This window comes from Nocardioides sp. (assembly GCF_030149505.1).
Lineage (GTDB): Bacteria > Actinomycetota > Actinomycetes > Propionibacteriales > Nocardioidaceae > Nocardioides.
Genome location: NZ_JASBRN010000045.1, coordinates 266,067 through 286,210 on the forward strand (window position 1 = coordinate 266,067; position 20,144 = coordinate 286,210).

Consider the following 20,144-nt stretch of genomic DNA (forward strand, 5'->3'; position numbering starts at 1 on the left):
GCGCATGGCAACGACGAACGACCTCAAGAACGGCATGGTCCTCAACCTCGACGGTCAGCTCTGGGCCGTGGTGGAGTTCCAGCACGTCAAGCCGGGCAAGGGTCCTGCGTTCGTGCGCACCAAGCTGAAGAACGTCGAGTCCAACAAGACCGTCGACAAGACCTTCAACGCCGGCACCAAGGTCGAGACCGCCACCGTCGACAAGCGCAACTACCAGTACCTCTACAACGACGGCACGTCCTACGTCTTCATGGACACCAGCTCCTACGAGCAGCTCGAGGTCGCGCCCGAGATCGTCGGTGACGCCGCGAACTTCCTGCTCGAGAACAACGAGGCCATCGTGGCCACCAACGAGGGGCGCGTGCTGTTCGTGGAGCTGCCGCCGTCGGTCGAGATGACGATCACCTTCACCGAGCCCGGCGTCGCCGGCGACTCCGCCACCGGTCGCACCAAGCCGGCCACGCTCGAGACCGGCCACGAGATCCAGGTCCCGCTCTTTATCAACCAGGGGGAGCGGGTCAAGGTCGACACCCGCGACTCGTCCTACCTCGGCCGCGTGAAGGGCTGAGGCACCGCCTGTGTCCGCCCGTTCCAAGGCCCGCAAGCGGGCGCTGGACGTGCTGTTCTCCGCCGAGCTGCGCGGCGAGTCACCGGTGGAGGCGCTCCAGCGCGTGACGACCGACGGCCCGGCGCCCACCAACGACTACACCGGGGTCCTGGTGCGCGGCGTCGCCGACCACCAGGCCCGGATCGACGAGCTGCTCTCGCAGTACTCCAAGGACTGGACGCTGGAGCGGATGCCGACCGTGGACCGCAACGTCCTGCGGCTCGGCGTCTACGAGCTGGTCTGGGCAGAGGACGTGCCTGACCAGGTCGCGGTGTCCGAGGCCACCGAGCTGGTGCGCGAGCTGTCCACCGATGACTCGCCGACCTTCGTCAGCGGCCTGCTGAGCGCGATCCTGAGGGACAAGGCCACCCTCGAGGTCTGACGCCGTTCCCGTGCCCCTGGCAGGGTGGCCGCATGAGCGAGACCGACCAGACCTGCGACCTCCTCGTCATCGGGCTCGGTCCGGGCGGGGAGGCCCTCGCCAGCGGCGCGGCCGAGGCGGGGCTGCGGGTCGTGGCCGTGGACAAGCACCTCGTGGGCGGGGAGTGCCCCTACTACGGGTGCGTCCCGTCGAAGATGATGGTGCGCGCGGCTGACCTGCTGGCCGAGGCCGGACGGGTGGCCGGGGTCGCCGGGTCCGTCACCGTGGAGCCGTCCTGGGCGCCGGTCACCACCCGGATCGCCGAGCAGGCCACCGACCACTGGGACGACGCCGTCGCGGTCGACCGGCTGCGCGACGCCGGGGCGAGCGTGCTCCACGGCACCGCGCGCCTCGCCGGTCCCGGACGGGTCGAGGTCGAGGCCCCCGACGGGTCGTCGACGTCGTACGCCGTGGAGCGGGGGGTGGTCCTGAACCCCGGCACCCGCCCGGCCCGGCTGCCGATCCCCGGCCTGGAGGGCACGCCGTACTGGACCAACCGCGACGCGGTGAAGGTGACCTCGCTGCCGTCCTCGCTGGTGGTGGTCGGCGGTGGCCCCATCGGGTGCGAGATGGCCCAGGTGTTCGCCCGCTTCGGTGTGCGCGTGACCGTGCTCGAGGCCGGGCCCCGCATCCTCGGACCGCTCGAGCCGGAGGCGTCCGAGGCGTTGGCCGAGGTGCTCGTGCACGAGGGCGTGCGGGTCATGGCCGGGGTCTCGATCGGGTCGGTGACCCACGCCGACGGGCAGTTCTCGCTCGAGGTCGACGGCGAGACCGTGACCGCCGAGAAGCTGCTCGTCGCCGCGGGCCGCACCCCGAACCTCGACGACCTCGGGCTGGAGACGGTCGGCCTGGACCCGACCACACGCTCGCTGGAGGTCGACGAGCGGCTGCGGCTCACCGGTGCGGAGCGCGTCTGGGCGATCGGCGACGTGACCGGCAAGGGGGCCTTCACCCACGTCTCGATGTACCAGTCGGCGATCGCGCTGCGGGACGTGCTGGGCCAGGACGGGCCGCCGGCGAGCTACCACGCGCTGCCCCACGTGACCTTCACCGACCCCGAGGTGGCAGGCGCGGGCCTGACCGAGCACCAGGCACGCGAGCGGGGGCTGCGCGTGCAGGTCGGGTCGGGCGGTCTCGGCTCACGGGGCTGGCTGCACGGGCCCGGTGGCGACGGCCTGGTCAAGCTGGTGGCCGACGCCGACCGCGACGTGCTCGTGGGCGCCACCGTCGTGGGACCGGCCGCTGGCGAGGTGCTCGGCCACCTCGCGCTCGCGGTGCACGCCGAGGTGCCGCTGCCCACGCTGCGCTCGATGATCTACGCCTACCCGACCTTCCACCGGGCGATCGAGGCAGCGCTCGGCGACCTGTCCTGACCGGGTGGTGTGTGTCCCCCGTGGGGGTGGGTAGACCACCTGTCATGGGAGCAGTCGGCGGAGCAGCACAGGACCTGGCACGACGCGGCGACGACCACCCCTGGGTGCGCACCATCGCCCGGCTGGGGATGGTGGCCTACGGCGTGGTCAACCTGCTGATCGGCTGGCTGGCGCTGCAACTGGCCTTCGGGGACCAGTCCGGGAGCGCCAGCAGCAGCGGGGCGCTGCACGAGCTGGCCGACCAGCCGATGGGCGCGGCGCTGGTGTGGGGCGTCGCCGTCGGCATGCTGCTCCTCGTCGTCTGGCGGGTCCTGGAGGTCGTGGTCGACCACGAGTGGGGTGCCGGTCTCAAGGCACTGCTGTACGCCGCCATCGGCGTCTCGGCGGTGCAGGTCGCGGTGGGCGACGGTTCCAAGGGCGGCACCGACTCCTGGACCGCCGAGCTCATGGCCATGCCCGGCGGGCAGCTCCTGGTCGGGGCGGTCGGGCTGGGCGTCATCGGCTACGGCCTCCACCAGGTCCACAAGGGCTGGACCGAGGGCTTCCGCGAGGACCTGGAGACCGGCGCGACCAGCGGTGACGTCGGGTCGGCGTACGTCGTGCTCGGCAAGGTCGGCTACGTCGCCAAGGGCATCGCCGTCGGCATCATCGGCGGACTCTTCGTCTGGGCGGCGATCGAGCACTCGGCCAAGAAGTCCGGTGGGCTCGACGTCGCGCTGCAGACCGTGCTCGAGGCACCCTTCGGCCCGGTCCTGCTCGGCGCCATCGCGCTCGGCATCATCAGCTACGGCGTGTTCTGCCTGGCCCGGGCCAAGCACCTCAGCACGTGAGCGCACCCCTCACGACCCACGAGGTCGACGTCGTCCTGCTCGGGGTGGGATCCGGTGGGGAGCTGGCCGCCAGCAGGTTGGCGCGTGCCGGGCTCGAGGTCGCGGCGGTCGAGTCCCGGCTCGTCGGCGGCGAGTGCCCGTTCTGGGGCTGCACGCCCTCGAAGCTGCTCATCCGGTCCGCCCACGCCTTGGCCGAGGCCCGCGTGGCGGCACGGCTCTCCGGCCGCGTGGAGGTGGTCGAGCCTTCGCTGGCGCCCGCCGCCGGCCGCATCCGGGAGTCCGGCCACGACTGGCACGACGACGCCCACGCAGGCCCGCTGGTCGACACGGGTGTCCTCCTCGTGCGCGGTCGCGGCCGTCTCGACGGCCCGGGCCGGGTGCGCGTGGAGACCGAGGACGGACCGGTGCTGCTCGTCGGCCGTCGCGGGGTCGTCCTCAACACCGGGACCTCGCCCGGCGTCCCGCCCGTGGAGGGGCTGGCCGGCACGCCGTACTGGACCAACCGCGAAGCGGTGCACCTCGAGGAGGTGCCGCGCTCCGTCGCCGTGTTGGGTGGTGGCAACATCGGCGCCGAGCTCACGCAGGTCCTGGCCCGGATGGGCACGCAGGTGACGCTGCTGGAGCAGGGCGAGCGGATCCTGGCAGGCGAGGAGCCCGAGGCCTCGGCGGTGGTGACGCAGGTCTTCCGCGACGAGGGCGTGGACGTCCGCACCGGTGTCTCGGTGGACCGGGTCGCCCACGAGGCAGGGCGGTTCCTGCTGGACGTGGACGGCGGTCGGCTCGAGGTCGAGCGGCTGCTCGTGGCCGCCGGTCGCTCGCCCAACATCGGCGACGTCGGGCTGGAGACCGTCGGGCTGGACCCGGAGGCCGATGCGGTCGAGGTCGACGAGCGCTGCCGCGCGGGGGAGCGGCTGTGGGCGGTCGGGGACATCACCGGGCGCGGTCCCTTCACGCACGTCTCGCTCTACCAGGGAGAGATCGTCGTGCGGGACCTGCTCGGCGAGGACGGACCGTGGGGGGAGTACCACGCGGTCTCGCGGGTCACCTACACCGATCCCGAGGTCGGCTCGGTCGGCATGACCGAGGCCCAGGCGCGCGAGGAGGGGATCGAGGTCGCGGTGGGCACGGCGGACGTCGGTTCCAGCTCGCGGGGCTGGATCCACGAGGCGTCGGGGGTCGTGAAGGTCGTGGCGGACGCCTCGAGCGGGGTCGTCGTCGGGGCGACCACGGTGGCGCCGTACGGCGGGGAGGTGCTGGGCCTGCTGAGCACCGCGGTCCACGCGCGGCTCACCGTGCCGGTGCTCACGCGCATGCACCTCGCCTACCCGACCTTCCACCGGGTGATCGGGAGCGCGCTGCGCGACACGGGGCTGTGACGCCTGCGGCCTGTGACGCGCCCGGCAGGTGGTGTCATCGGCGGCGGTGCTGGGAAGGACACGGTGGTCCGTCCCCACATCTCGGAGGAATCGATGACCCAGGGCACGTCCGGTGACACCAGCGACCGGCTCTACACGACCGAGGAGCTGGCGGCGTACGGACGCCGCCGCGACCCGCTCGCCGACCCCTGGGCCGAGCCCGCGGGCACCGCTACGACGCAGGTGGCAGCCGTCCCGGCGGCACCCGAGGCTCCCGCTGGGATCGCTCCTGCCACCCCGGAGGCGCCGCGTCGCTTCATGACCGCCACGGACTTCCTGGACCGGCGCGCCGACGAGGTCGGGTTCGGCCCCGCGACCTGGGGCTGGCGCGGCTGGCTCAACCGGGCCACAGGCGGGCTGCTGAAGCTGGCGATGGGGCCCTCGGAGGCCGAGCACGAGTCGCTGCGCCGGACGCTGCAGCGCGACTTCGACGGCCCGCGGACGATCGCCTTCATCAACCCCAAGGGCGGAGCGGCCAAGACGACCGGCGTCCTCGCCGCCGGCTACACGTTCGGCACCGTGCGCGGGGGTGGCGTGGTCGCGTGGGACAACAACGAGACCCGCGGCACGCTCGGCATCCGAGGGACGCGCAGCAGCCACCGCAACACCACGCGCGAGCTGCTCGAGGACCTGGAGCGCTTCAGCGACGTCTACCAGTCGCGGATCGGCGACCTCGGGGCGTTCGTGCGCTCCCAGGGCGACGCGCACTTCGACGTGCTGGCCTCCGACGAGCGGCCCGACGTGACCGGCATGATCCGCGCCGACGACTACGTGGCGGTGCACAGGCTGCTCGAGCGCTTCTACCGGATCCTGCTCATCGACACCGGCAACAACATGCGCGCCGAGAACTGGCTGGCCGCCGCCGACTCCGCCGACCTGCTGGTCGTCACCTCCACCGTGCGTGAGGACACCGGCTACTCCGGGTTGTGGATGCTCGACGCGCTGCAGGACGCGGGGTACGCCGACGTCAAGCACAAGACGATCACCGTCCTCTCCGACCCCTCGCCGAAGGTCGACGACAAGCTCGCCGCGGACCTGGTCGACGTCTACGAGCAGCGCACCCGCGCGGTCTACCGCGTGCCCTACGACCCGGCGCTGGTCGCGGGCTCGGTCGTGCCCTACGCCGAGCTGTCCAAGGCGACCCGGCGCTCGTGGCTGCGCGCCTGCGCGGGGATGGCCGAGGCACTGTGAGGGAATGATCCGGACGCTCTGGGGGCTGGGCCCGGTATGCGAGCAGTCGTCTACCGAGAGACCGGGTCCGCCGCCGACGTGCTGGAGGTGGTCGACCGACCGGTGCCACCGGTCGGCCCGGGCGAGGCGCGGGTGCGGCTGGTCCGCGCCGGCGTGAACCCGACGGACTGGAAGTTCCGCGCGAACGGCATGAACGGCGCCTGGGACGAGGTCGTGCCCGGGCAGGACGGCGCCGGCGTGGTCGAGGAGGTCGGTGAGGGGGTCGAGGGCCTCGCCGTCGGTGACCGCGTGTGGACGATCCTGGCCCAGTGGCAGCGGCCCGGCGGCACGGCCGCCGAGCGGACCGTCCAGCCGGCGAGCCGGCTGGTGCGGCTGCCCGACACGGCGTCGTACGACCTGGGGGCCTCGCTGGGCGTCCCGGCCGTCACGGCGCACCGGGCGCTGACGGCGGGGTCGGTCACGCGGCTGGCGCCGGGCGCGCTCGCGGGGCAGGTGGTCCTGGTCGCGGGCGGTGCCGGTGCGGTGGGCAACGCCGCGATCCAGCTGGCCCGCTGGGCCGGTGCCCGGGTCGTGGCGACGGTCAGCAGCGAGGAGAAGGCCGCGCTGGCGCGCGCAGCCGGCGCCCACGACGTCGTCGACTACACGGGCGGCACCGTCGCGGCGATCCGCGAGGTCGCCCCGGACGGTGTCGACCTGGTCGTCGAGGTGTCGCTGGCCGCCAACATCGCGATCGACGTCGCCGTGGTGCGCACCCACGGGACGATCGCCTACTACGCCGACAACGGGGGTGCCGAGGCGGTGGTGCCGGTGCGGCCGACCTTCGCCGCGAACCTGCGCCTCCAGGGCGTCCTGCTCTACACCCTCGACCCCGCCCTGCTCGCTGCTGCGGCCGAGGACGTCACCGCTGCGGTCGAGGCGGGCGCGCTGCGGGTCGGTGAAGACGCCGGGCTGCCGCTGCACCACTACCCGCTGGAGCGGGCCGCCGACGCCCACGCCGCCGTCGAGGGCGGCGCGGTCGGCAAGGTGCTGCTGGATGTCGAGTAGGCCGCTCGGCGGCGAACGTGTCGCCGCGCTGCGCGCCGCGCCGCTGACCTACGAGGAGGTGGGCGGGACCTCGCGCTCCGTCCTCCCGCCGGGCTACCACGTCGTGGAGGGCTCGCGCACGGTCGTCGGGCGGGGCTTCGACGAGGCCGCCGCGCTGTTGATGACCTGGCAGGTGCCCGTGCGGGCCGGGCTCCGGGTCGCCCCGTCCGCGCCACGGGTCGCTCTCGACGAGGTCGTGGAGATGCGGCTCGGCCTGGGACCACTGGCCGTCCGCATCCCGTGCCGGGTCGTGGCCGTGGTCGACGAGCCGGACCGGGTCGGCTTCGCCTACGGCACCCTGCCCGGTCACCCGGAGTGCGGGGAGGAGCTGTTCCTGCTCGAGCGCGGCGCGCAGGGGGAGCCGGTATTCACGATCCGCGCGTTCTCCCGTCCGGGCACGGTCCTGACCAAGGTCGGCGGTCCTGCCGCGCGGTGGTTCCAGCGGCTGATGACCCGTCGCTACCTGTGCGCCCTGGACGCAGCTTCCTGATCCCAGATCCACCGGTCCTGGTCCGGAGGTTCCCCCACCGAGCGCCCGCGAGCGCGTCGCGGCAGCCGTCGCCGCGCCCAGCCGGCGCGTTCTTCCGGAAAGACGGGCCGGCTCGGCGACTCGCGGTGGGATGGAGGGCGGTACGGCGTCGGGGCGTGCTGGTAGACCGGCCACCAGGGTGGTGGTCGGGCTACGAGCAGGGTCAGGAGGTGCGGCTCAGAGTGAGGTGGTGCCGTCGGGGTGGACGAGGTAGTGCTGGCTGTGGGGGCTGGTCCAGAGCCAGTGGCCTGGACTGAGTCCGCGGACCGCCCAGGGTCGGCCCGGTGGGGAGGGGTGGGTCTTGGCTCTGTGGTCGTGGCGGCAGAGGGGCGCGAGGTTGTCTGTTGATGTCTGGTCGGGTGGGCCGGTGTCGGAGTACTCGATGGTGTGGTCGAGGTCGGCGGACTCGGCTGGCCTGTTGCAGTGGGGGAAGGTGCAGGTGGTCCGGGTGAGCTTGACGCGTGCTGCGATGCGGTCGGGGACCTCGTAGGAGGACACTGCGACGGTCTCGTGGAGGTCGATGACGGGCTTCACGACGACCTGGGTACCGCGGGTGCCGCACCACTCGCGGATGGTGTCGGCGGTCAGCAGCTGGCGGTGGTTGTCGAGGCGCGCCAGGTTGAGGCCGAGCGTGCCGGTGACGGGGTCGATCTGCGGAGCGCCGGTCAGGGCGACGTCGGAGAGGTGGACGGTGAGGACCACGACCCGGCGGGGTGCGGTGCGCGTGTGGGTTGCGCGGTCTCGACGACGCTCGCTGGCGCTCGCTGCTCGACCATCCTGCGTCGCCTCGGGGTCAGTCGCCTCGGGGTCGGTCGCCTCGGGGTGGGTGTCGGGGAGGAGGTCTTGGCCGCGGGCGAGGTAGCCGAGGGCTTTGGCGCGGCGCACCGCGAGGTCGTCGGTGGAGCCGTCGAGGAGCAGCTGGTGGGCGATGTGGCGGATCGCGGCTTCGAGGTCCTCGGCGTCGGCACGGTCGAGCAGTCCGTCCGCACTCACGGCGGAGGCCGCACCGACGGAGGTGGCGGGTGATGCGAGGTCGAGGTCGAAGAACAGGTTGGCGCGGGTGTCGCACTCGGCCACCTCGGTCGATTCGGGTTCGAACCGGGCGGTGGCTTCGAGGACGAGGCGGTCGACGGTGACGGGGCCGGCGGTGTGGATCACGTGGGCGATCTGGGCGTCCACGAACGCCACGGCCTCGGCGGAGAGTCCGCGGGTGGCTTGGGCGAGGCGGCGGACCCGCCACGCGGTGACCTGGCCTGCCACCATGCGTGCCCAGACCTTGGGGAGGCGGTGCTTGGCCTCCACGACGTCGCCGACGAGGAGGCGGCCGGACTCCTTCGTCCTGCCGAGGGCGGTGGCGAGTTCGGTGACGGCGAAGTCGGAGACCTCGGGTGCACCGGCGCCGGCGAGGTCGAGCATCGTGTCGGCACCGGGCATCCCGAACCGGGACACCCACGCCGACTCCGCGACGTCGTACGCCTCTTCGTCGGGGTGGCTGTAGGTGCCGTACAGGTCCGGCATCAACGCACCCGTGGTGTGGAGGTCTGCCCACTCGCCCACCCCGATCAGCAGCTCGCGTGCAGCGTCGTCCTCACGCTGCCTGGCGGCGAGGATCGCGTCGAGGAGGGAGCTGGTGGACATGGTGAAAGTATAGTTGAACACACGTTCGAGGGACAGTATTTCCCCAGGTCAGGTCCACTTTTTCGCAACATTCCTGCCGTCCGATCGAAGCCCAGCCCGAGCGAGCACCCCAGGCGGGGGCGAGGCTGGAGCGGACCGCGACCAAGAAGCCCAAGCGGCGCCGAGGGCGACCACGCCTTCTCGAAATCCAGGACCTGCTGCCGCGCGAACCCGCCACAACCCGCCGACGGCGACCCAGGGAGCAACCCGGGGGGCGGCAGAGCGACCGGCGTACGGGGTTTCGAGACGGCGCTGGCGCGCCTCCTCAACCGCCGTACATGTCGGTGTGCGGGGTCTCGACGACGGCTCGCTGGCGCTCGCCTGCTCGACCACCGGAAGGTGGCGGTGGCAGGCCGCCTCGACCGCCCCCTCAGAACACCCCGGCCGGGGCGTGGTGCAGCCCGGTGGCCTGGGCTCCGACGCCGAGGCGCCAGCGGGCCTCGGCGAGCACGTCGACGGGGAGGCTGCGGCGCACGAGGTCGCGGACCGCGGCGTGGCGGTAGCGGTGGGTCTCACCGTGGCGTTCGAGCAGGCGGGCCTCGCGGGCGCGGGCGAGCTGGTCGATGCCGGCGGCGGCGTCGAGGAGGGCGCCTGGCGCGTGCGGGCCGGCGACGGCCACGATGCTCGCGGCGAGCCGGCTGTCCTCGTCCAGGTCCGCGAGGGTTGCATGGGTGCGGGTGGCGAGGGCGTCGGCGAAGGGGGTGCGGAGCGCGTCGAGGTCCTGCTCCCGAGCGGCCAGGCCGGCCAGGACCCGCAGCACCTCCGGCTCCAGCAGCGCGCGCAGGTGGGAGACGTGGCCGCGGGTCACACGCGCGAGCCCGGCGACGAGGAGCTCTTCGGAGAGCCCGGGACGGTGGCCCAGGGCGGACTCGAGGAGTCGCCGGACGGCGTCGCGGGGCAGCCCGGGGAGGTGGACGATGTCGCGGTCGACGAGGTCGCCGGGGTGGACGCCGATCACGACCCGGCCACCGCGCCCCTCGACCGCGGCCAGGAGCGCCTCGAGGTCCGGCACCGGCACGAGGTGGGCGTCGTCGACGACGACGGTGGGGGAGTCGGTGTGGGACAGCAGCGTCCCCACCTGCTCGAGCGGCGTGGTGGGCCGTGGCGACCACGGGGACGGTGGGACGCGCAGCACCGGGTGCCCGGCGTCGGCGCGACGGCGTACGACGGTCTCGACCAGCGCGGTCACGCCGGTGCCGGGCATGCCGACCACCTGCACCGAGTCGGTGCGCAGCACCTGCTCGGCGGTGCGCAGCTGGTCGTCGCGACCGACGGGTGCGCGGGCGCCGCCCGTCCGCGTGGCATGGACAGACGACAACGTCGAGCGCTCCTCGCGCATGTGGGCCCCCCGGCTCGATCAGACGGAGGTCCGAGCGCCCCCGCCTGTCCTCACGCTACCCGCCGAGGCCGACAGCGGCATCCACGACCCGTGCACGGGACGGACACCGGTGGTGAACGACGCGGTGACGGCGGTGGAGGGCGTGGCCCGGGTCAGCCGAAGGGCAGCGGCTCCGGTGCGAGCGAGACCGCCTTGGCCCGGGCCGCGGTGAGCCGGCGCCGGTGGTGCTGGCGGCACAACACCTCGTAGGCCACGTCCACGTCGGCGTCCCCGCCGCCGGGGCCGGGTTGCGGCTGCTCGACGTCCCCGACGACGATCACCTCGCCCTCGACGACCATGACGCCGTTCTCGGTGCGCGCGTTGTGCGTGGCCCGCTTGCCGCACCAGCACAGCGCCTCGACCTGGAGCACGTGCATCCGGTCGGCGAGCTCGACCAGCCTCGCCGACCCCGCGAACAGAGCGGTGCGGAAGTCGGTGAGGATGCCGAAGGCGAAGACGTCGATCTGGAGCTCGTCGACGACCTTGGCCAGCTGGTCGACCTGGTCGGCGGAGTAGAACTGCGCCTCGTCGCAGACGAGGTAGTCGATCCGGGCGCCCTGGGTCAGGCTGTCGACGACGTAGCGCCAGAAGTCGAACGCCTCGTCGACCTCGATCGCCTCGTGCGTGAGCCCGAGGCGGCTGGACAGGCGGCCCGTGCCGGCCCGGTCGCGGGTGACGAAGATCCGACCCTGTCGACCCCGCGCGGCGTGGTTGTGGTTGGTCTGGAGCGCCAACGTGCTCTTGCCGGAGTCCATCGTGCCGGTGAAGAACTGGAGCTCAGCCACGGGGCGAGATCCTAAGCGCGTCGGGCAGGATGACGGGCATGCCCGACCTCCCGGTGTCGCCGCTGGTGTCCACGACCGAGCTCCGCGCGCTGCTGACCAGCGAGCCGCGGCCGGTGCTGCTGGACGTGCGCTACCGGCTGGGCGGACCGCCCGGTGAGCCCCTGCACGAGGCCGGCCACGTCCCCGGAGCGGCGTACGTCGACCTCGACCGCGACCTGGCGGCCCCGCCGGGTGCGGGCGGTCGGCACCCGCTGCCCGACAGCGCCTCATTCCTGGCGGCCATGCGGGCCGCCGGGGTGCGCGCGGACCGGCCGGTCGTGGTCTACGACGACTGGTCCGGCCACGCCGCCGCCCGGGCCTGGTGGCTGCTGCGGCACCACGGGCACGCTGACGTCCGCGTGCTCGACGGCGGCTGGTCGGCCTGGGTGGCCGACGGCGGACCGGTCGAGACCGGACCGGTGACTCCCGAGCCCGGCGACCTCGACGGGGAACCGGGCCACATGCCGGTCGTGGAGGCCGACGGTGTGCTCGACGTCGAGGTGCTCATCGACGCGAGGGCGCCCGAGCGCTACCGCGGGGAGGTCGAGCCGGTGGACCCCGTGGCAGGCCACGTCCCCGGTGCGGTGAACGTGCCGACGGCCCGAAACCTCACCGATGGCGGTCGGTTCCGCCCGGTCGAGGAGCTGCGGGAGGTGTACGCCGGGGTCGGGGCGGTCCCCGGGGCCGACGTCGCGGCGTACTGCGGGTCCGGGGTCACCGCCTGCCTCGACGTGCTGGCGCTGGAGCTGGCCGGAGTGCGGGCCGCGCTCTACCCCGGCAGCTGGTCGGGGTGGATCACGGACCCGTCGCGACCTGTCACCAATGAATCCCCTTGAAGACCCTCGCGAGCATGATCTGCTCGGACTCGCGCGAGCCCTGACCCGCGTCGCCGCGGGCGGCGGCGGAGTCCGGGAACACGTGGTAGGCCATGTTGAGGATCCGGAAAGCCAGCTTCGGCGCCACCGTGTGCGCGATCGCGCCGGCGTTGCCCAGCGCGGTGTTGATCTCGTGCGGGCGCTCGACCATCGCCTTGATGACCAGGTCGGCGGCCTGCGCCGGGCTGATCGTGGGGAACTTGTCGTAGATCTTGGTCGGGGCGATCATCGGCGTCCGCACCAAGGGCATGTGGATGCCGGTGAAGGTGATCCCGTCGCCGACCAGCTCCGAGGACACCACGTTGGACCAGCTGTCGAGGGCGGCCTTGGAGGCGACGTACGCCGAGAAGCGCGGCGGGTTGGTCTGCACGCCGATCGAGGAGATGTTGACGATGTGCCCGCGGCGCTGCTCGCGCATGACCGGGATCAGCCCCATCACCAGGCGGATCGCGCCGAAGTAGTTGAGCTGCATCGTGCGCTCGAAGTCGTGGAAGCGGTCGTGGGAGAGTTTCAGCGAGCGGCGGATCGAGCGACCGGCGTTGTTCACCACGAAGTCCACCGAGGGCAGCTCGGCGCTGATCTGGGCGCACAGGGCGTCGATCGCGTCGAGGTCGGAGAGGTCGCACGGGTAGACGTGGGCGGTGCCGCCGCGTGACTCGATGACCGCCTTGGTCTCCTCGAGCTTGTCCTTGCCGCGGGCCACCAGCACCGGGATGCCGCCGCACTGGGCGACCTTGAGCGCGGTGACCTGGCCGATGCCCGAGGAGGCGCCGGTGATCACGACGTGCTTGCCCTCGAGCGCGGCACGGTTGCCCTTGTCGCGCCCGCTGGAGGTGTCGAGGTGCTCCTCCCAGTAGCCCCACAGCGTGCGGGCGTAGGTCTCCAGGTCGGGGACGCCGATCCCGGACCCCGACAGCGCCTTCTCGGTGCGCCGGGAGTCGAAGACGGGGGCGAACCCGACGTGGCCCAGGACCTCGGCGGGGACGCCGAGCTGGCTCGTGACCGGGTCCAGCGCGGACTGCACCAGGCCGTTGCGCGCCAGCGCCGCGGCGTACGTCGAGGGGCGCAGCGCGCGGGGCACCAGGGCGAGTGGTCCGGCCTGGGTCACCGACCGGTCGACCGGCGTGGCGAAGCGCGGGGCCCCGGCCGCGGCGCAGAAGGCGTTGACGACGTCGACGACCGGCTGGGGGTCGGGGTTGACCAGGTGGAAGGCCTGGCCGTCGAGCCCGGGGGTATGGGCGATGTGGTCCATCGCGGTGGCGACGTAGTCGACCGGCACGACGTTGGTGTCGCCGAGGTCGACGCCGACCAGGGGCAGCCAGGCGGGCAACCGGTCGCGCATCGCCTTCATCAGCGGGAAGAAGTAGTAGGGGCCGTCGACCTTGTCCATCGCCCCGGTCTGGGAGTCGCCGACCACGATCGAGGGTCGGTAGACCCGCCACGGGACGCTCGCCTCCTCGCGCACGATGCGCTCGGACTCGAACTTCGTGCGGTGGTACGGCGAGGGCAGGTGCTGGCCCTCGTCGAACATCGTCTCGTCGAAGCGCCCGCGGTACTCGCCCGCGGCGGCCACCGAGGAGACCTGGTGGAAGCAGCCGACCCGCAGGTCCTCGGCGAGCCGGACCGCGTGCCGGGTGCCGTCGACGTTCATCACCTGGTTGGTGGCGTCGTCGGCGGTCATGTCGTAGATCGCCGCGAGGTGGAAGAAGTGGTCGATCCGGCCGCGGTGCTCCTCGACCCACGCGGGGTCGACGCCGAGGGCGTCGGCGGAGAGGTCGCCCACGACCGGGGTGACGCGGTCGGTGCCCCAACGCCGGATCAGCGCCTCCATCCGCGCGAGGCTGCCCGAGCGGACGAGCACAAAGACCTCGCCCTCACGGTGGTCGAGCAGCTCGGCCACGAGATGACGGCCGATGAACCCTGTGGCGCCGGTCACGAAGTACGACATGGCCGGAGACTAGCCCGCTGCGCCCGCCTTGGGCACCGGTCCGGAGGAACCGGTGGGGGCCTCAGTCCTTGGAGCCGAACATGATCTCGTCCCAGCTCGGCACCGAGGCGCGGCCGCGGCCCTTGCGCGCCGGCCGGCGGGCGGGCGGCGCGTCGTGGTGTTCCTCGTCCGCCGCCGCGGCGGGGGGCTCGGGCTGGCCGGGCTCCGCGACGGGTGCGGGCGCCTCGGTGGGGGCCACGGCCGGGATCTCGGCGGCCGGGGACTCGGCGGCCGGGGACGGGGCGGCCGGGGGCTCGAGGTAGGCCTCGACGGGGGCGGGGGAGACCAGGTGGATGGCGTCGTCACCCAGCGGCAGCTCCTCGGCGCCCTCGTCGACGGCGGCCGCGCGTCGGCGGCGGACCTGCTCGAGGTCGTCCTGGGTCGGGGGCGCGGGAGGAGTGGCGATCTGGTCGCCGACCAGCCAGCGGGCGTCGTCGTCCTCGGCCACGGCGTAGTTGCCGCGCATGTCGAAGGTGAAGGTCGCCGTGCCCGTGCGGGCCTGGGCGGCGTACGCCGCGGTGAGCACCCAGCGGCCGTCCTCGCGGCGCCAGGCGTCCCAGGTGACGCTGTCGGCCCCGACGTTGACGCTGCGCAGGTGGGTCTCGACGGCCTCGCCGAGGATGCGCGCACCGTCACCGCTGCGGCGGCGGATCGAGCTGCGCTGGGCGCGCTCGGCGACGTGGGCGCGCTCGGCGAGGACCGGTCCCGCGAACGGCATGATCTTCTCCACCGTGGTCCGGGCGGCCTCGGCGACGGCCTCGGGGGTCTCGCCGGCGCGGATGCGGGCCTGGATGTCGCGGGGGCGCAGGACGCTGTCCATGGGGATCTCCAACTGGCCGAGTCGTGAGGTGTCGCCGCGCAGCGCGCTGCGGAGCCGGGAGTCGACGTCGAGGGTGAACTCCTCGCCGGTGTCGCTGACCAGGAGCAGGCGCTTCCCGTCCTCGCTCGTGCCCGCGAGGGTCAGGTGCACCACGTCGGTCCACCTCCCTGCTGATCGGACACTGCTCCTCGTCGTCACCCCGGACTCCCGGGGTGGCGCGAGCCTACGCCAGCGCGACCGCCTCCCCGCGGACCTCGGTGTCCACCGTGACCGTGGCGTCGCTCGCACCCGGCGCCTCGGGTGAGGATGGAGGCATGAGCAGGACCGGATCGCCGCGACCGACGAGAGGTACGCCGTGAGCACCCTGGTGGTCCTCGACCTCCTCGGGATCTTCGTCTTCGCGATCTCGGGCGCCCTGGTGGCCGTGCGCAAGGAGCTCGACGTCTTCGGCGTGCTGCTCCTGGCCGGCGTCACCGGGCTGGGGGGTGGCTTCCTGCGCGACGTGCTCATCGACGCGACCCCGCCCGCGGCCCTCACCGACTGGAAGTACCTCCTGGTGCCGGTCGCCGCCGGCCTGCTCACCTTCGGCTACCACCCGACGCTGGGACGGATGGAGCGGATGGTCAACGTCTTCGACGCCTTCGGGCTCTCGCTCTTCTGCGTCGCCGGCGCGCTCAAGGCCGTCGACTACGGTCTGGGTCCGGTCCCGGCCGCGCTGCTGGGCATGACCACCGGCATCGGCGGCGGCATCCTGCGCGACGTCCTCGCCGGCCGGGTGCCGGTCATCTTCCGCGGCGAGCTCTACGCCACCCCGGCCCTGGCCGGCGCCTTCGTCGCGGTGCTCATGGACCGCGCTGACCTGCCCTTCGCCCTGGCCGCGGCCGCGGGGGCGGCGGTGTGCCTGGTGTGGCGCCTGCTCGCGCTCTGGCGGGGCTGGGAGGCGCCGACGCCCCGGGGGTCGGCCAGCGTCTGAACGGCTGTCCGCGCCCCGGCGTTCCTCAGGAGGCGGGGAGGGGCGTCGCCTCGACGTGGTCCTCGTCCTGGTGCGCGGCATCCCGCGGCAGGCTGAGGGCGGCCACGGCGGCGAGCACCCCGGCGCCGAGGGAGACGAGGTACGCCGCGCTGGCGCCGGCGCTGTCCACGACGAAGCCCGAGGCGGCCGCGCCCGGGGCGACGCCGGCGACCAGGCCGGTCTGCACCATGGCCATCCCCTCGGTGAGGCGCGCGCGAGGAGTGGCGGACTCCACCAGCGACATCGACGCGATCAGGGTGGGGGCGATCGCAGCGCCGCCGAGGAGCAGCACCAGTCCCATCAGCGGCAGCGAGCCGACGAGGAAGAGCGGCGCCATGGCGCAGGCCATGGCGGTGGCGCCGACCTTGAGCCGGTACGCCGGGCCGCGGCGCCAGCTCACCGTGCCGGTGACGACACCCGAGAGCAGGGAGCCGAGGGCCCACAGGGCCAGCAGACCGCCTGCCCAGGCGGGGGAGCCCTGCTCGTCGGCGAAGGCCACCGTGGTGACCTCGGCCGCCCCGAAGAGGACGCCGAGGCAGGCCGAGACGACGGTGAGCGGCACGAGGGTGCGCCAGGGCAGGGCGGCCGTCGTCTCCTCGACGGGGCGCTGGCGGTGCGCGGGAGGAGCGGTCGCGCGCTGCGCGGCGAAGCCCCAGGCGCCGAGCGAGCCGGCCACGGCCGCGACGGCCAGGCCGAGGACGGGGTCGACGAGGGTGGCCAGGACGGTGACGAGGATCGGTCCGAGGATGAAGACGACCTCGTCGAAGACGGCCTCGAGGGCATAGGCGGTCTGCACCTGGGTGGGCCGCTCCAGCACGTGTGCCCAGCGCGCGCGCACCGCGGAGCCGATCTGGGGCAGCGAGCCGCCCGCGACGGCCGCGGCGACGTACGCCGTCGTCAAGGGCCACCCGGCCTCGACCGACCAGACGAGGACCGACGTGGCGGCGCCGAAGACGGTGCCGGCGACCGCGAGGACCCGCCCCTGCCCGAAGCGGTCCAGCAGCCGTCCCTGGAGGATCGCGAGCACGGCGTTCGTGACCATGTAGGCCGCCGAGACCGAGCCCGCGGTGCCGTAGGAGCCCGTGGCGCCCTCGACCAGCAGGACGATGCCCAGGCCGGCCATCGAGATCGGCAGCCGGGCGACCAGGCCGGTCAGCGAGAACGCCAGGGCGCCGGGGAGTGCCAGCACGTCCCGGTAGGTCCTCATCGCTCCTCCCACCACGAGGTGGAACCTAGGCGGCAGGACCACACCCCACCAATCCGACCGCGTTCCGCGCTCGCACCGGCAGGGTGGTGGAGCGGGTTCCTACGATGGCGTCATGACCGCCCCCGACGCGACCCCCGACGTGCGCCCCTTCGACGCGCTGCTCCTCGTCTCCTTCGGAGGACCGGAGAAGCCCGAGGACGTCGTGCCGTTCCTGGAGAACGTCACGCGCGGGCGCGGCATCCCCAAGGAGCGGCTCGAGGAGGTCGGCGAGCACTACTTCCTCTTCGGCGGTCGCTCCCCGATCAACGACCAGTGCCGCGCGCTGCTGGCCGCGATCCGCGAGGACCTCGCCGGCGCCGGCATCGACCTGCCGGTCTACTGGGGCAACCGCAACTGGGACCCCTACCTCACGGACACGCTGCAGCAGATGGCCGAGGACGGCATCTCGCGGGCGGCGTGCTTCGTGACCAGCGCCTACAGCTCGTGGTCGAGCTGTCGGCAGTACCGCGAGAACCTCTGGGACGCCATCGAGCCGCTCGGCGGCCCCGCCGGCTCGCCCGTGCAGTTGCAGAAGCTGCGCCACTACTTCAACCACCCCGGCTTCGTGGAGCCCAACGTCGACGCCGTGCTGGCCGCCCTGGCAGAGCTCCCCGAGGACGTGCGCTCCGATGCCCACCTGGTCTTCGTGACCCACTCCATCCCCACCGCCATGAGCGCCACCAGCGGCGACCCCGAGCGGGACTGGGAGGAGGGCAGCGCCTACGTCGCCCAGCACCTCGACGTCGCCCGCACCATCACCGCGCGGGTGGCCGAGGAGACCGGCACCCAGCACGAGATGGCGCTGACCTACTGCTCGCGCTCGGGCTCCCCGCACGTGCCCTGGCTCGAGCCGGACGTCAACGACCACCTCACCGAGATCCACGCCGCCGGCGCGCGCGCCGCCGTCGTGATCCCCGTCGGCTTCGTCTCCGACCACATGGAGGTCGTCTACGACCTCGACACCGAGGCGCTCGCGACGGCGAAGAAGATCGGCCTGCCCGCGGCCCGCGCGGCGACCGCCGGCACCGACCAGCGGTTCGTGGCGATGGTCCGTGACCTGCTCGTCGAGCGGGCCGCCCTCGAGCGCGGCGAGGAGGTCGCCCCCGCCGCGACGGGCGAGATCGGGCCGATGTGGAACGTCTGCCCGGTGGGCTGCTGCGCCAACCCGCGCGCCGAGCGTCCGGCCCTGTGCGGCCGGGACACCCCGGCGAGCGTGTGACGCGCGACGCCGGCTCCGGGGTCCACGAGCCCCGCGACCTGGCCGCGCTCGCGACGACGGTGGCCGGCGAGGCCGCCGCCCTCGTCCGGACGTACGCCGAGGGCCGGGTCGAGGTCGCGGCGACGAAGTCCAGCGAGGTCGACGTCGTGACGGCGGCCGATCGCGCCGCGGAGGAGCTGCTCCGGGCCAGGCTGCGCGCGGCCCGCCCGGACGACGCGATCCTGGGCGAGGAGGGCGAGGACGAGGCCGGCACCTCCGGGGTGCGCTGGGTGCTCGACCCCATCGACGGGACCGTCAACTTCCTCTACGGCCTGCCCCGCCACGCCGTCTCGGTCGCCGCGCAGGTCGAGGGCGCCGACGGCTGGCGCACCGTGGCCGGGACGGTCCTCGAGGTGCCGACCGGCAGCACGTGGAGCGCCCACCTGGACGAGGGCCACCCGGTCGGCACCCGCGACGGGACGCCGGTGCGCGTGCGCGACCCGCAGCCGCTGCACCTGATGCTGGTGGCGACCGGCTTCTCCTACGACCGCGACGTCCGGACCCGTCAGGCAGCCTCGCTGCAGCACCTGCTGCCCCGCGTGCGCGACGTGCGTCGCATGGGCAGCTGCGCGCTGGACCTGTGCCTGCTGGCGTCCGGCCACCTCGACGCCTACGTGGAGGAGGGCGTGAACCTGTGGGACCACGCCGCAGCGACCCTGGTCGCGCGCGCGGCCGGCGCCCGCTGGCAGCTGCTCACCGGGGCGTCGGGGCGCGACCTGCTGGTCTGTGCCCCGGCGGGGGCCTTCGAGGAGTTCCTCGAGGCCGTCACGGCGGCGGGCTACACCGCCGACGGGCCGACAGCGGGATGAGGATGCGGGTGGGGGGAATAGCGACCCGTCACCCACTGTTCACCGGCCGCCACACCGAGCCGGTGTGCAGCCCGCTGGGGCCATGGTGCACACTGTGCCGCCGAGTGGGACCGAGGACGACGAGCAGGACGAGGGGAGTGTGACGAGGATGGCAACCGACTACGACGCGCCGCGCAAGAACGAGGAGGACTCCTCCGAGGAGAGCATCGAGGAGCTGAAGGCACGCCGGCACGACAAGAGCTCGGGCAAGGTCGACGAGGACGAGACCGAGGCAGCCGAGAACTTCGAGCTCCCCGGCGCCGACCTCTCCCACGAGGAGCTCGCGGTCGAGGTGAAGCCCAAGCAGGAGGACGAGTTCACCTGCATGAGCTGCTTCCTGGTGCACCACCGCTCGCAGCTGGCCGACGCCAAGAAGATGATCTGCTTCGACTGCTCCTGAGGGCGGGCCCGCGCCGTCGCCGGCGCGGACCCACAGAGCAGCAGGGAGGACGGGCTACTGCCCGTCCTTCTCCAGTCCCGGGGGCAGGTGGCCCGTGGACTTCACGTAGTACCGCGCTGCGCCCCGCATCGCCAGGGTGCGCGCCACCGCGATGAGAGCGCCCGTCGCGACCGCCCAGGCCATCGCCTCGGCCAGCGCGACGTCGGGGTCCGCGGGGTTCTCCGGCGGCTTGCGCCGCGCGGCCTTCGACCACCCGGTCGTCAGGGCCTTGCGCGCCACGATCGCGGCGCCGATGCCCGAGCCCTTCTCCATGACCGACCACGTCTTCGACATGGCACGGAACCCTAGCCCGACGGCCGGTCCGGCCGGG

At 73.4% G+C, this 20,144-nt stretch carries 20 protein-coding genes; 13 read left to right on the top strand and 7 right to left on the bottom strand.

Translation table 11 applies throughout. From position 1 onward, the window contains the following. Positions 1 to 4 precede the first annotated feature (4 nt). From efp to Q1V71_RS09795, 8 genes are all read left to right on the top strand, one after another. Positions 5 to 568, top strand: a complete 564-nt coding sequence (efp, locus tag Q1V71_RS09760; RefSeq protein WP_300643296.1) for an elongation factor P — start codon at positions 5 to 7, stop codon at positions 566 to 568. A 10-nt stretch (positions 569 to 578) separates the two neighbouring features. After that, positions 579 to 989, top strand: coding sequence for a transcription antitermination factor NusB (gene nusB, locus Q1V71_RS09765; protein ID WP_300643298.1), 411 nt, complete (start codon positions 579 to 581; stop codon positions 987 to 989). 32 nt (positions 990 to 1,021) lie between these two features. After that, positions 1,022 to 2,401, top strand: a complete 1,380-nt coding sequence (locus Q1V71_RS09770; RefSeq protein ID WP_300643300.1) for an NAD(P)/FAD-dependent oxidoreductase — start codon at positions 1,022 to 1,024, stop codon at positions 2,399 to 2,401. A 44-nt stretch (positions 2,402 to 2,445) separates the two neighbouring features. Continuing rightward, the gene (locus Q1V71_RS09775) at positions 2,446 to 3,231 is read left to right on the top strand and encodes a DUF1206 domain-containing protein (protein WP_300643302.1); all 786 of its coding nucleotides are present in this window, start codon (positions 2,446 to 2,448) and stop codon (positions 3,229 to 3,231) included. Beyond that, positions 3,228 to 4,607 carry an NAD(P)/FAD-dependent oxidoreductase gene (locus Q1V71_RS09780; protein WP_300643304.1) on the top strand — a complete coding sequence of 460 codons (1,380 nt, stop codon included), beginning with the start codon at positions 3,228 to 3,230 and terminating at the stop codon, positions 4,605 to 4,607. Before Q1V71_RS09775 ends, Q1V71_RS09780 begins: the two co-directional genes overlap by 4 nt. Positions 4,608 to 4,700: 93 nt before the next feature. Beyond that, positions 4,701 to 5,837, top strand: a complete 1,137-nt coding sequence (locus Q1V71_RS09785) for a hypothetical protein (protein ID WP_300643306.1) — start codon at positions 4,701 to 4,703, stop codon at positions 5,835 to 5,837. A gap of 36 nt (positions 5,838 to 5,873) precedes the next feature. Beyond that, positions 5,874 to 6,881: an NADPH:quinone reductase gene (locus Q1V71_RS09790; protein WP_300643308.1), complete on the top strand. Its 1,008-nt coding sequence runs from the start codon at positions 5,874 to 5,876 to the stop codon at positions 6,879 to 6,881. Then, on the top strand, positions 6,871 to 7,410 hold the full coding sequence (locus tag Q1V71_RS09795; RefSeq protein WP_300643310.1) for a DUF1990 family protein: 540 nt from the start codon (positions 6,871 to 6,873) through the stop codon (positions 7,408 to 7,410). Before Q1V71_RS09790 ends, Q1V71_RS09795 begins: the two co-directional genes overlap by 11 nt. 216 nt (positions 7,411 to 7,626) lie before the next feature. Here the strand turns inward: Q1V71_RS09795 and Q1V71_RS09800 are convergent, their stop codons facing one another. The 3 genes from Q1V71_RS09800 to Q1V71_RS09810 all read right to left on the bottom strand — a co-directional run bounded on the left by Q1V71_RS09800 (position 7,627) and on the right by Q1V71_RS09810 (position 11,289). Further along, complete coding sequence (locus Q1V71_RS09800) at positions 7,627 to 9,087, bottom strand: HNH endonuclease signature motif containing protein (RefSeq protein WP_300643312.1); 1,461 nt, start codon at positions 9,085 to 9,087, stop codon at positions 7,627 to 7,629. A 409-nt stretch (positions 9,088 to 9,496) separates the two neighbouring features. Continuing rightward, the gene (locus Q1V71_RS09805; RefSeq protein ID WP_300643314.1) at positions 9,497 to 10,444 is read right to left on the bottom strand and encodes a hypothetical protein; all 948 of its coding nucleotides are present in this window, start codon (positions 10,442 to 10,444) and stop codon (positions 9,497 to 9,499) included. Positions 10,445 to 10,617: 173 nt separating this feature from the next. Beyond that, a complete protein-coding gene (locus tag Q1V71_RS09810) occupies positions 10,618 to 11,289 on the bottom strand; it encodes a thymidine kinase (RefSeq protein WP_300643316.1) in 672 nt (223 codons plus the stop codon). A gap of 38 nt (positions 11,290 to 11,327) precedes the next feature. Between Q1V71_RS09810 and Q1V71_RS09815 the strand changes: the two genes are divergently transcribed. Beyond that, positions 11,328 to 12,164, top strand: coding sequence for a sulfurtransferase (locus Q1V71_RS09815; protein WP_300643318.1), 837 nt, complete (start codon positions 11,328 to 11,330; stop codon positions 12,162 to 12,164). On the opposite strand, the gene Q1V71_RS09820 is transcribed toward Q1V71_RS09815, so the two are convergent. Beyond that, complete coding sequence (locus Q1V71_RS09820; RefSeq protein WP_300643320.1) at positions 12,145 to 14,151, bottom strand: SDR family oxidoreductase; 2,007 nt, start codon at positions 14,149 to 14,151, stop codon at positions 12,145 to 12,147. The two genes, Q1V71_RS09815 and Q1V71_RS09820, sit on opposite strands and share 20 nt — an antisense overlap. Positions 14,152 to 14,212: 61 nt before the next feature. Next, on the bottom strand, positions 14,213 to 15,163 hold the full coding sequence (gene sepH / locus Q1V71_RS09825; protein WP_300643321.1) for a septation protein SepH: 951 nt from the start codon (positions 15,161 to 15,163) through the stop codon (positions 14,213 to 14,215). Between the two features lie 202 nt (positions 15,164 to 15,365). Here sepH and Q1V71_RS09830 point away from each other — a divergent pair, with 202 nt between their 5' ends. Further along, positions 15,366 to 15,983: a trimeric intracellular cation channel family protein gene (locus tag Q1V71_RS09830; protein ID WP_300643323.1), complete on the top strand. Its 618-nt coding sequence runs from the start codon at positions 15,366 to 15,368 to the stop codon at positions 15,981 to 15,983. A gap of 25 nt (positions 15,984 to 16,008) precedes the next feature. On the opposite strand, the gene Q1V71_RS09835 is transcribed toward Q1V71_RS09830, so the two are convergent. Further along, positions 16,009 to 17,229, bottom strand: coding sequence for an MFS transporter (locus Q1V71_RS09835; protein ID WP_300643324.1), 1,221 nt, complete (start codon positions 17,227 to 17,229; stop codon positions 16,009 to 16,011). A 112-nt stretch (positions 17,230 to 17,341) separates the two neighbouring features. Between Q1V71_RS09835 and Q1V71_RS09840 the strand changes: the two genes are divergently transcribed. The 3 genes from Q1V71_RS09840 to Q1V71_RS09850 all read left to right on the top strand — a co-directional run bounded on the left by Q1V71_RS09840 (position 17,342) and on the right by Q1V71_RS09850 (position 19,774). After that, on the top strand, positions 17,342 to 18,487 hold the full coding sequence (locus Q1V71_RS09840) for a ferrochelatase (protein ID WP_300643326.1): 1,146 nt from the start codon (positions 17,342 to 17,344) through the stop codon (positions 18,485 to 18,487). Then, complete coding sequence (locus Q1V71_RS09845; protein ID WP_300643328.1) at positions 18,484 to 19,335, top strand: inositol monophosphatase family protein; 852 nt, start codon at positions 18,484 to 18,486, stop codon at positions 19,333 to 19,335. The genes Q1V71_RS09840 and Q1V71_RS09845 overlap by 4 nt, the downstream gene beginning before the upstream one ends. A 148-nt stretch (positions 19,336 to 19,483) precedes the next feature. Further along, a complete protein-coding gene (locus Q1V71_RS09850; RefSeq protein WP_300643330.1) occupies positions 19,484 to 19,774 on the top strand; it encodes a DUF4193 domain-containing protein in 291 nt (96 codons plus the stop codon). Positions 19,775 to 19,828: 54 nt separating this feature from the next. Here Q1V71_RS09850 and Q1V71_RS09855 read toward each other — a convergent pair whose 3' ends face one another. Further along, the gene (locus Q1V71_RS09855) at positions 19,829 to 20,107 is read right to left on the bottom strand and encodes a DUF4235 domain-containing protein (RefSeq protein WP_300643332.1); all 279 of its coding nucleotides are present in this window, start codon (positions 20,105 to 20,107) and stop codon (positions 19,829 to 19,831) included. Positions 20,108 to 20,144 lie beyond the last annotated feature (37 nt).

Excerpts from the sequence above, each read along its gene's own strand:
- Q1V71_RS09770 (WP_300643300.1), top strand. The coding sequence starts at position 1,022 with ATGAGCGAGACCGACCAGACCTGCGACCTCCTCGTCATCGGGCTCGGT.
- Q1V71_RS09795 (WP_300643310.1), top strand. The coding sequence starts at position 6,871 with ATGTCGAGTAGGCCGCTCGGCGGCGAACGTGTCGCCGCGCTGCGCGCC.
- Q1V71_RS09800 (WP_300643312.1), bottom strand. The coding sequence starts at position 9,087 with ATGTCCACCAGCTCCCTCCTCGACGCGATCCTCGCCGCCAGGCAGCGT.
- Q1V71_RS09835 (WP_300643324.1), bottom strand. The coding sequence starts at position 17,229 with ATGAGGACCTACCGGGACGTGCTGGCACTCCCCGGCGCCCTGGCGTTC.
- Q1V71_RS09775 (WP_300643302.1), top strand. The coding sequence starts at position 2,446 with ATGGGAGCAGTCGGCGGAGCAGCACAGGACCTGGCACGACGCGGCGAC.
- Q1V71_RS09855 (WP_300643332.1), bottom strand. The coding sequence starts at position 20,107 with ATGTCGAAGACGTGGTCGGTCATGGAGAAGGGCTCGGGCATCGGCGCC.
- Q1V71_RS09850 (WP_300643330.1), top strand. The coding sequence starts at position 19,484 with ATGGCAACCGACTACGACGCGCCGCGCAAGAACGAGGAGGACTCCTCC.
- Q1V71_RS09815 (WP_300643318.1), top strand. The coding sequence starts at position 11,328 with ATGCCCGACCTCCCGGTGTCGCCGCTGGTGTCCACGACCGAGCTCCGC.
- Q1V71_RS09790 (WP_300643308.1), top strand. The coding sequence starts at position 5,874 with ATGCGAGCAGTCGTCTACCGAGAGACCGGGTCCGCCGCCGACGTGCTG.
- Q1V71_RS09820 (WP_300643320.1), bottom strand. The coding sequence starts at position 14,151 with ATGTCGTACTTCGTGACCGGCGCCACAGGGTTCATCGGCCGTCATCTC.
- efp (WP_300643296.1), top strand. The coding sequence starts at position 5 with ATGGCAACGACGAACGACCTCAAGAACGGCATGGTCCTCAACCTCGAC.
- Q1V71_RS09840 (WP_300643326.1), top strand. The coding sequence starts at position 17,342 with ATGACCGCCCCCGACGCGACCCCCGACGTGCGCCCCTTCGACGCGCTG.
- Q1V71_RS09785 (WP_300643306.1), top strand. The coding sequence starts at position 4,701 with ATGACCCAGGGCACGTCCGGTGACACCAGCGACCGGCTCTACACGACC.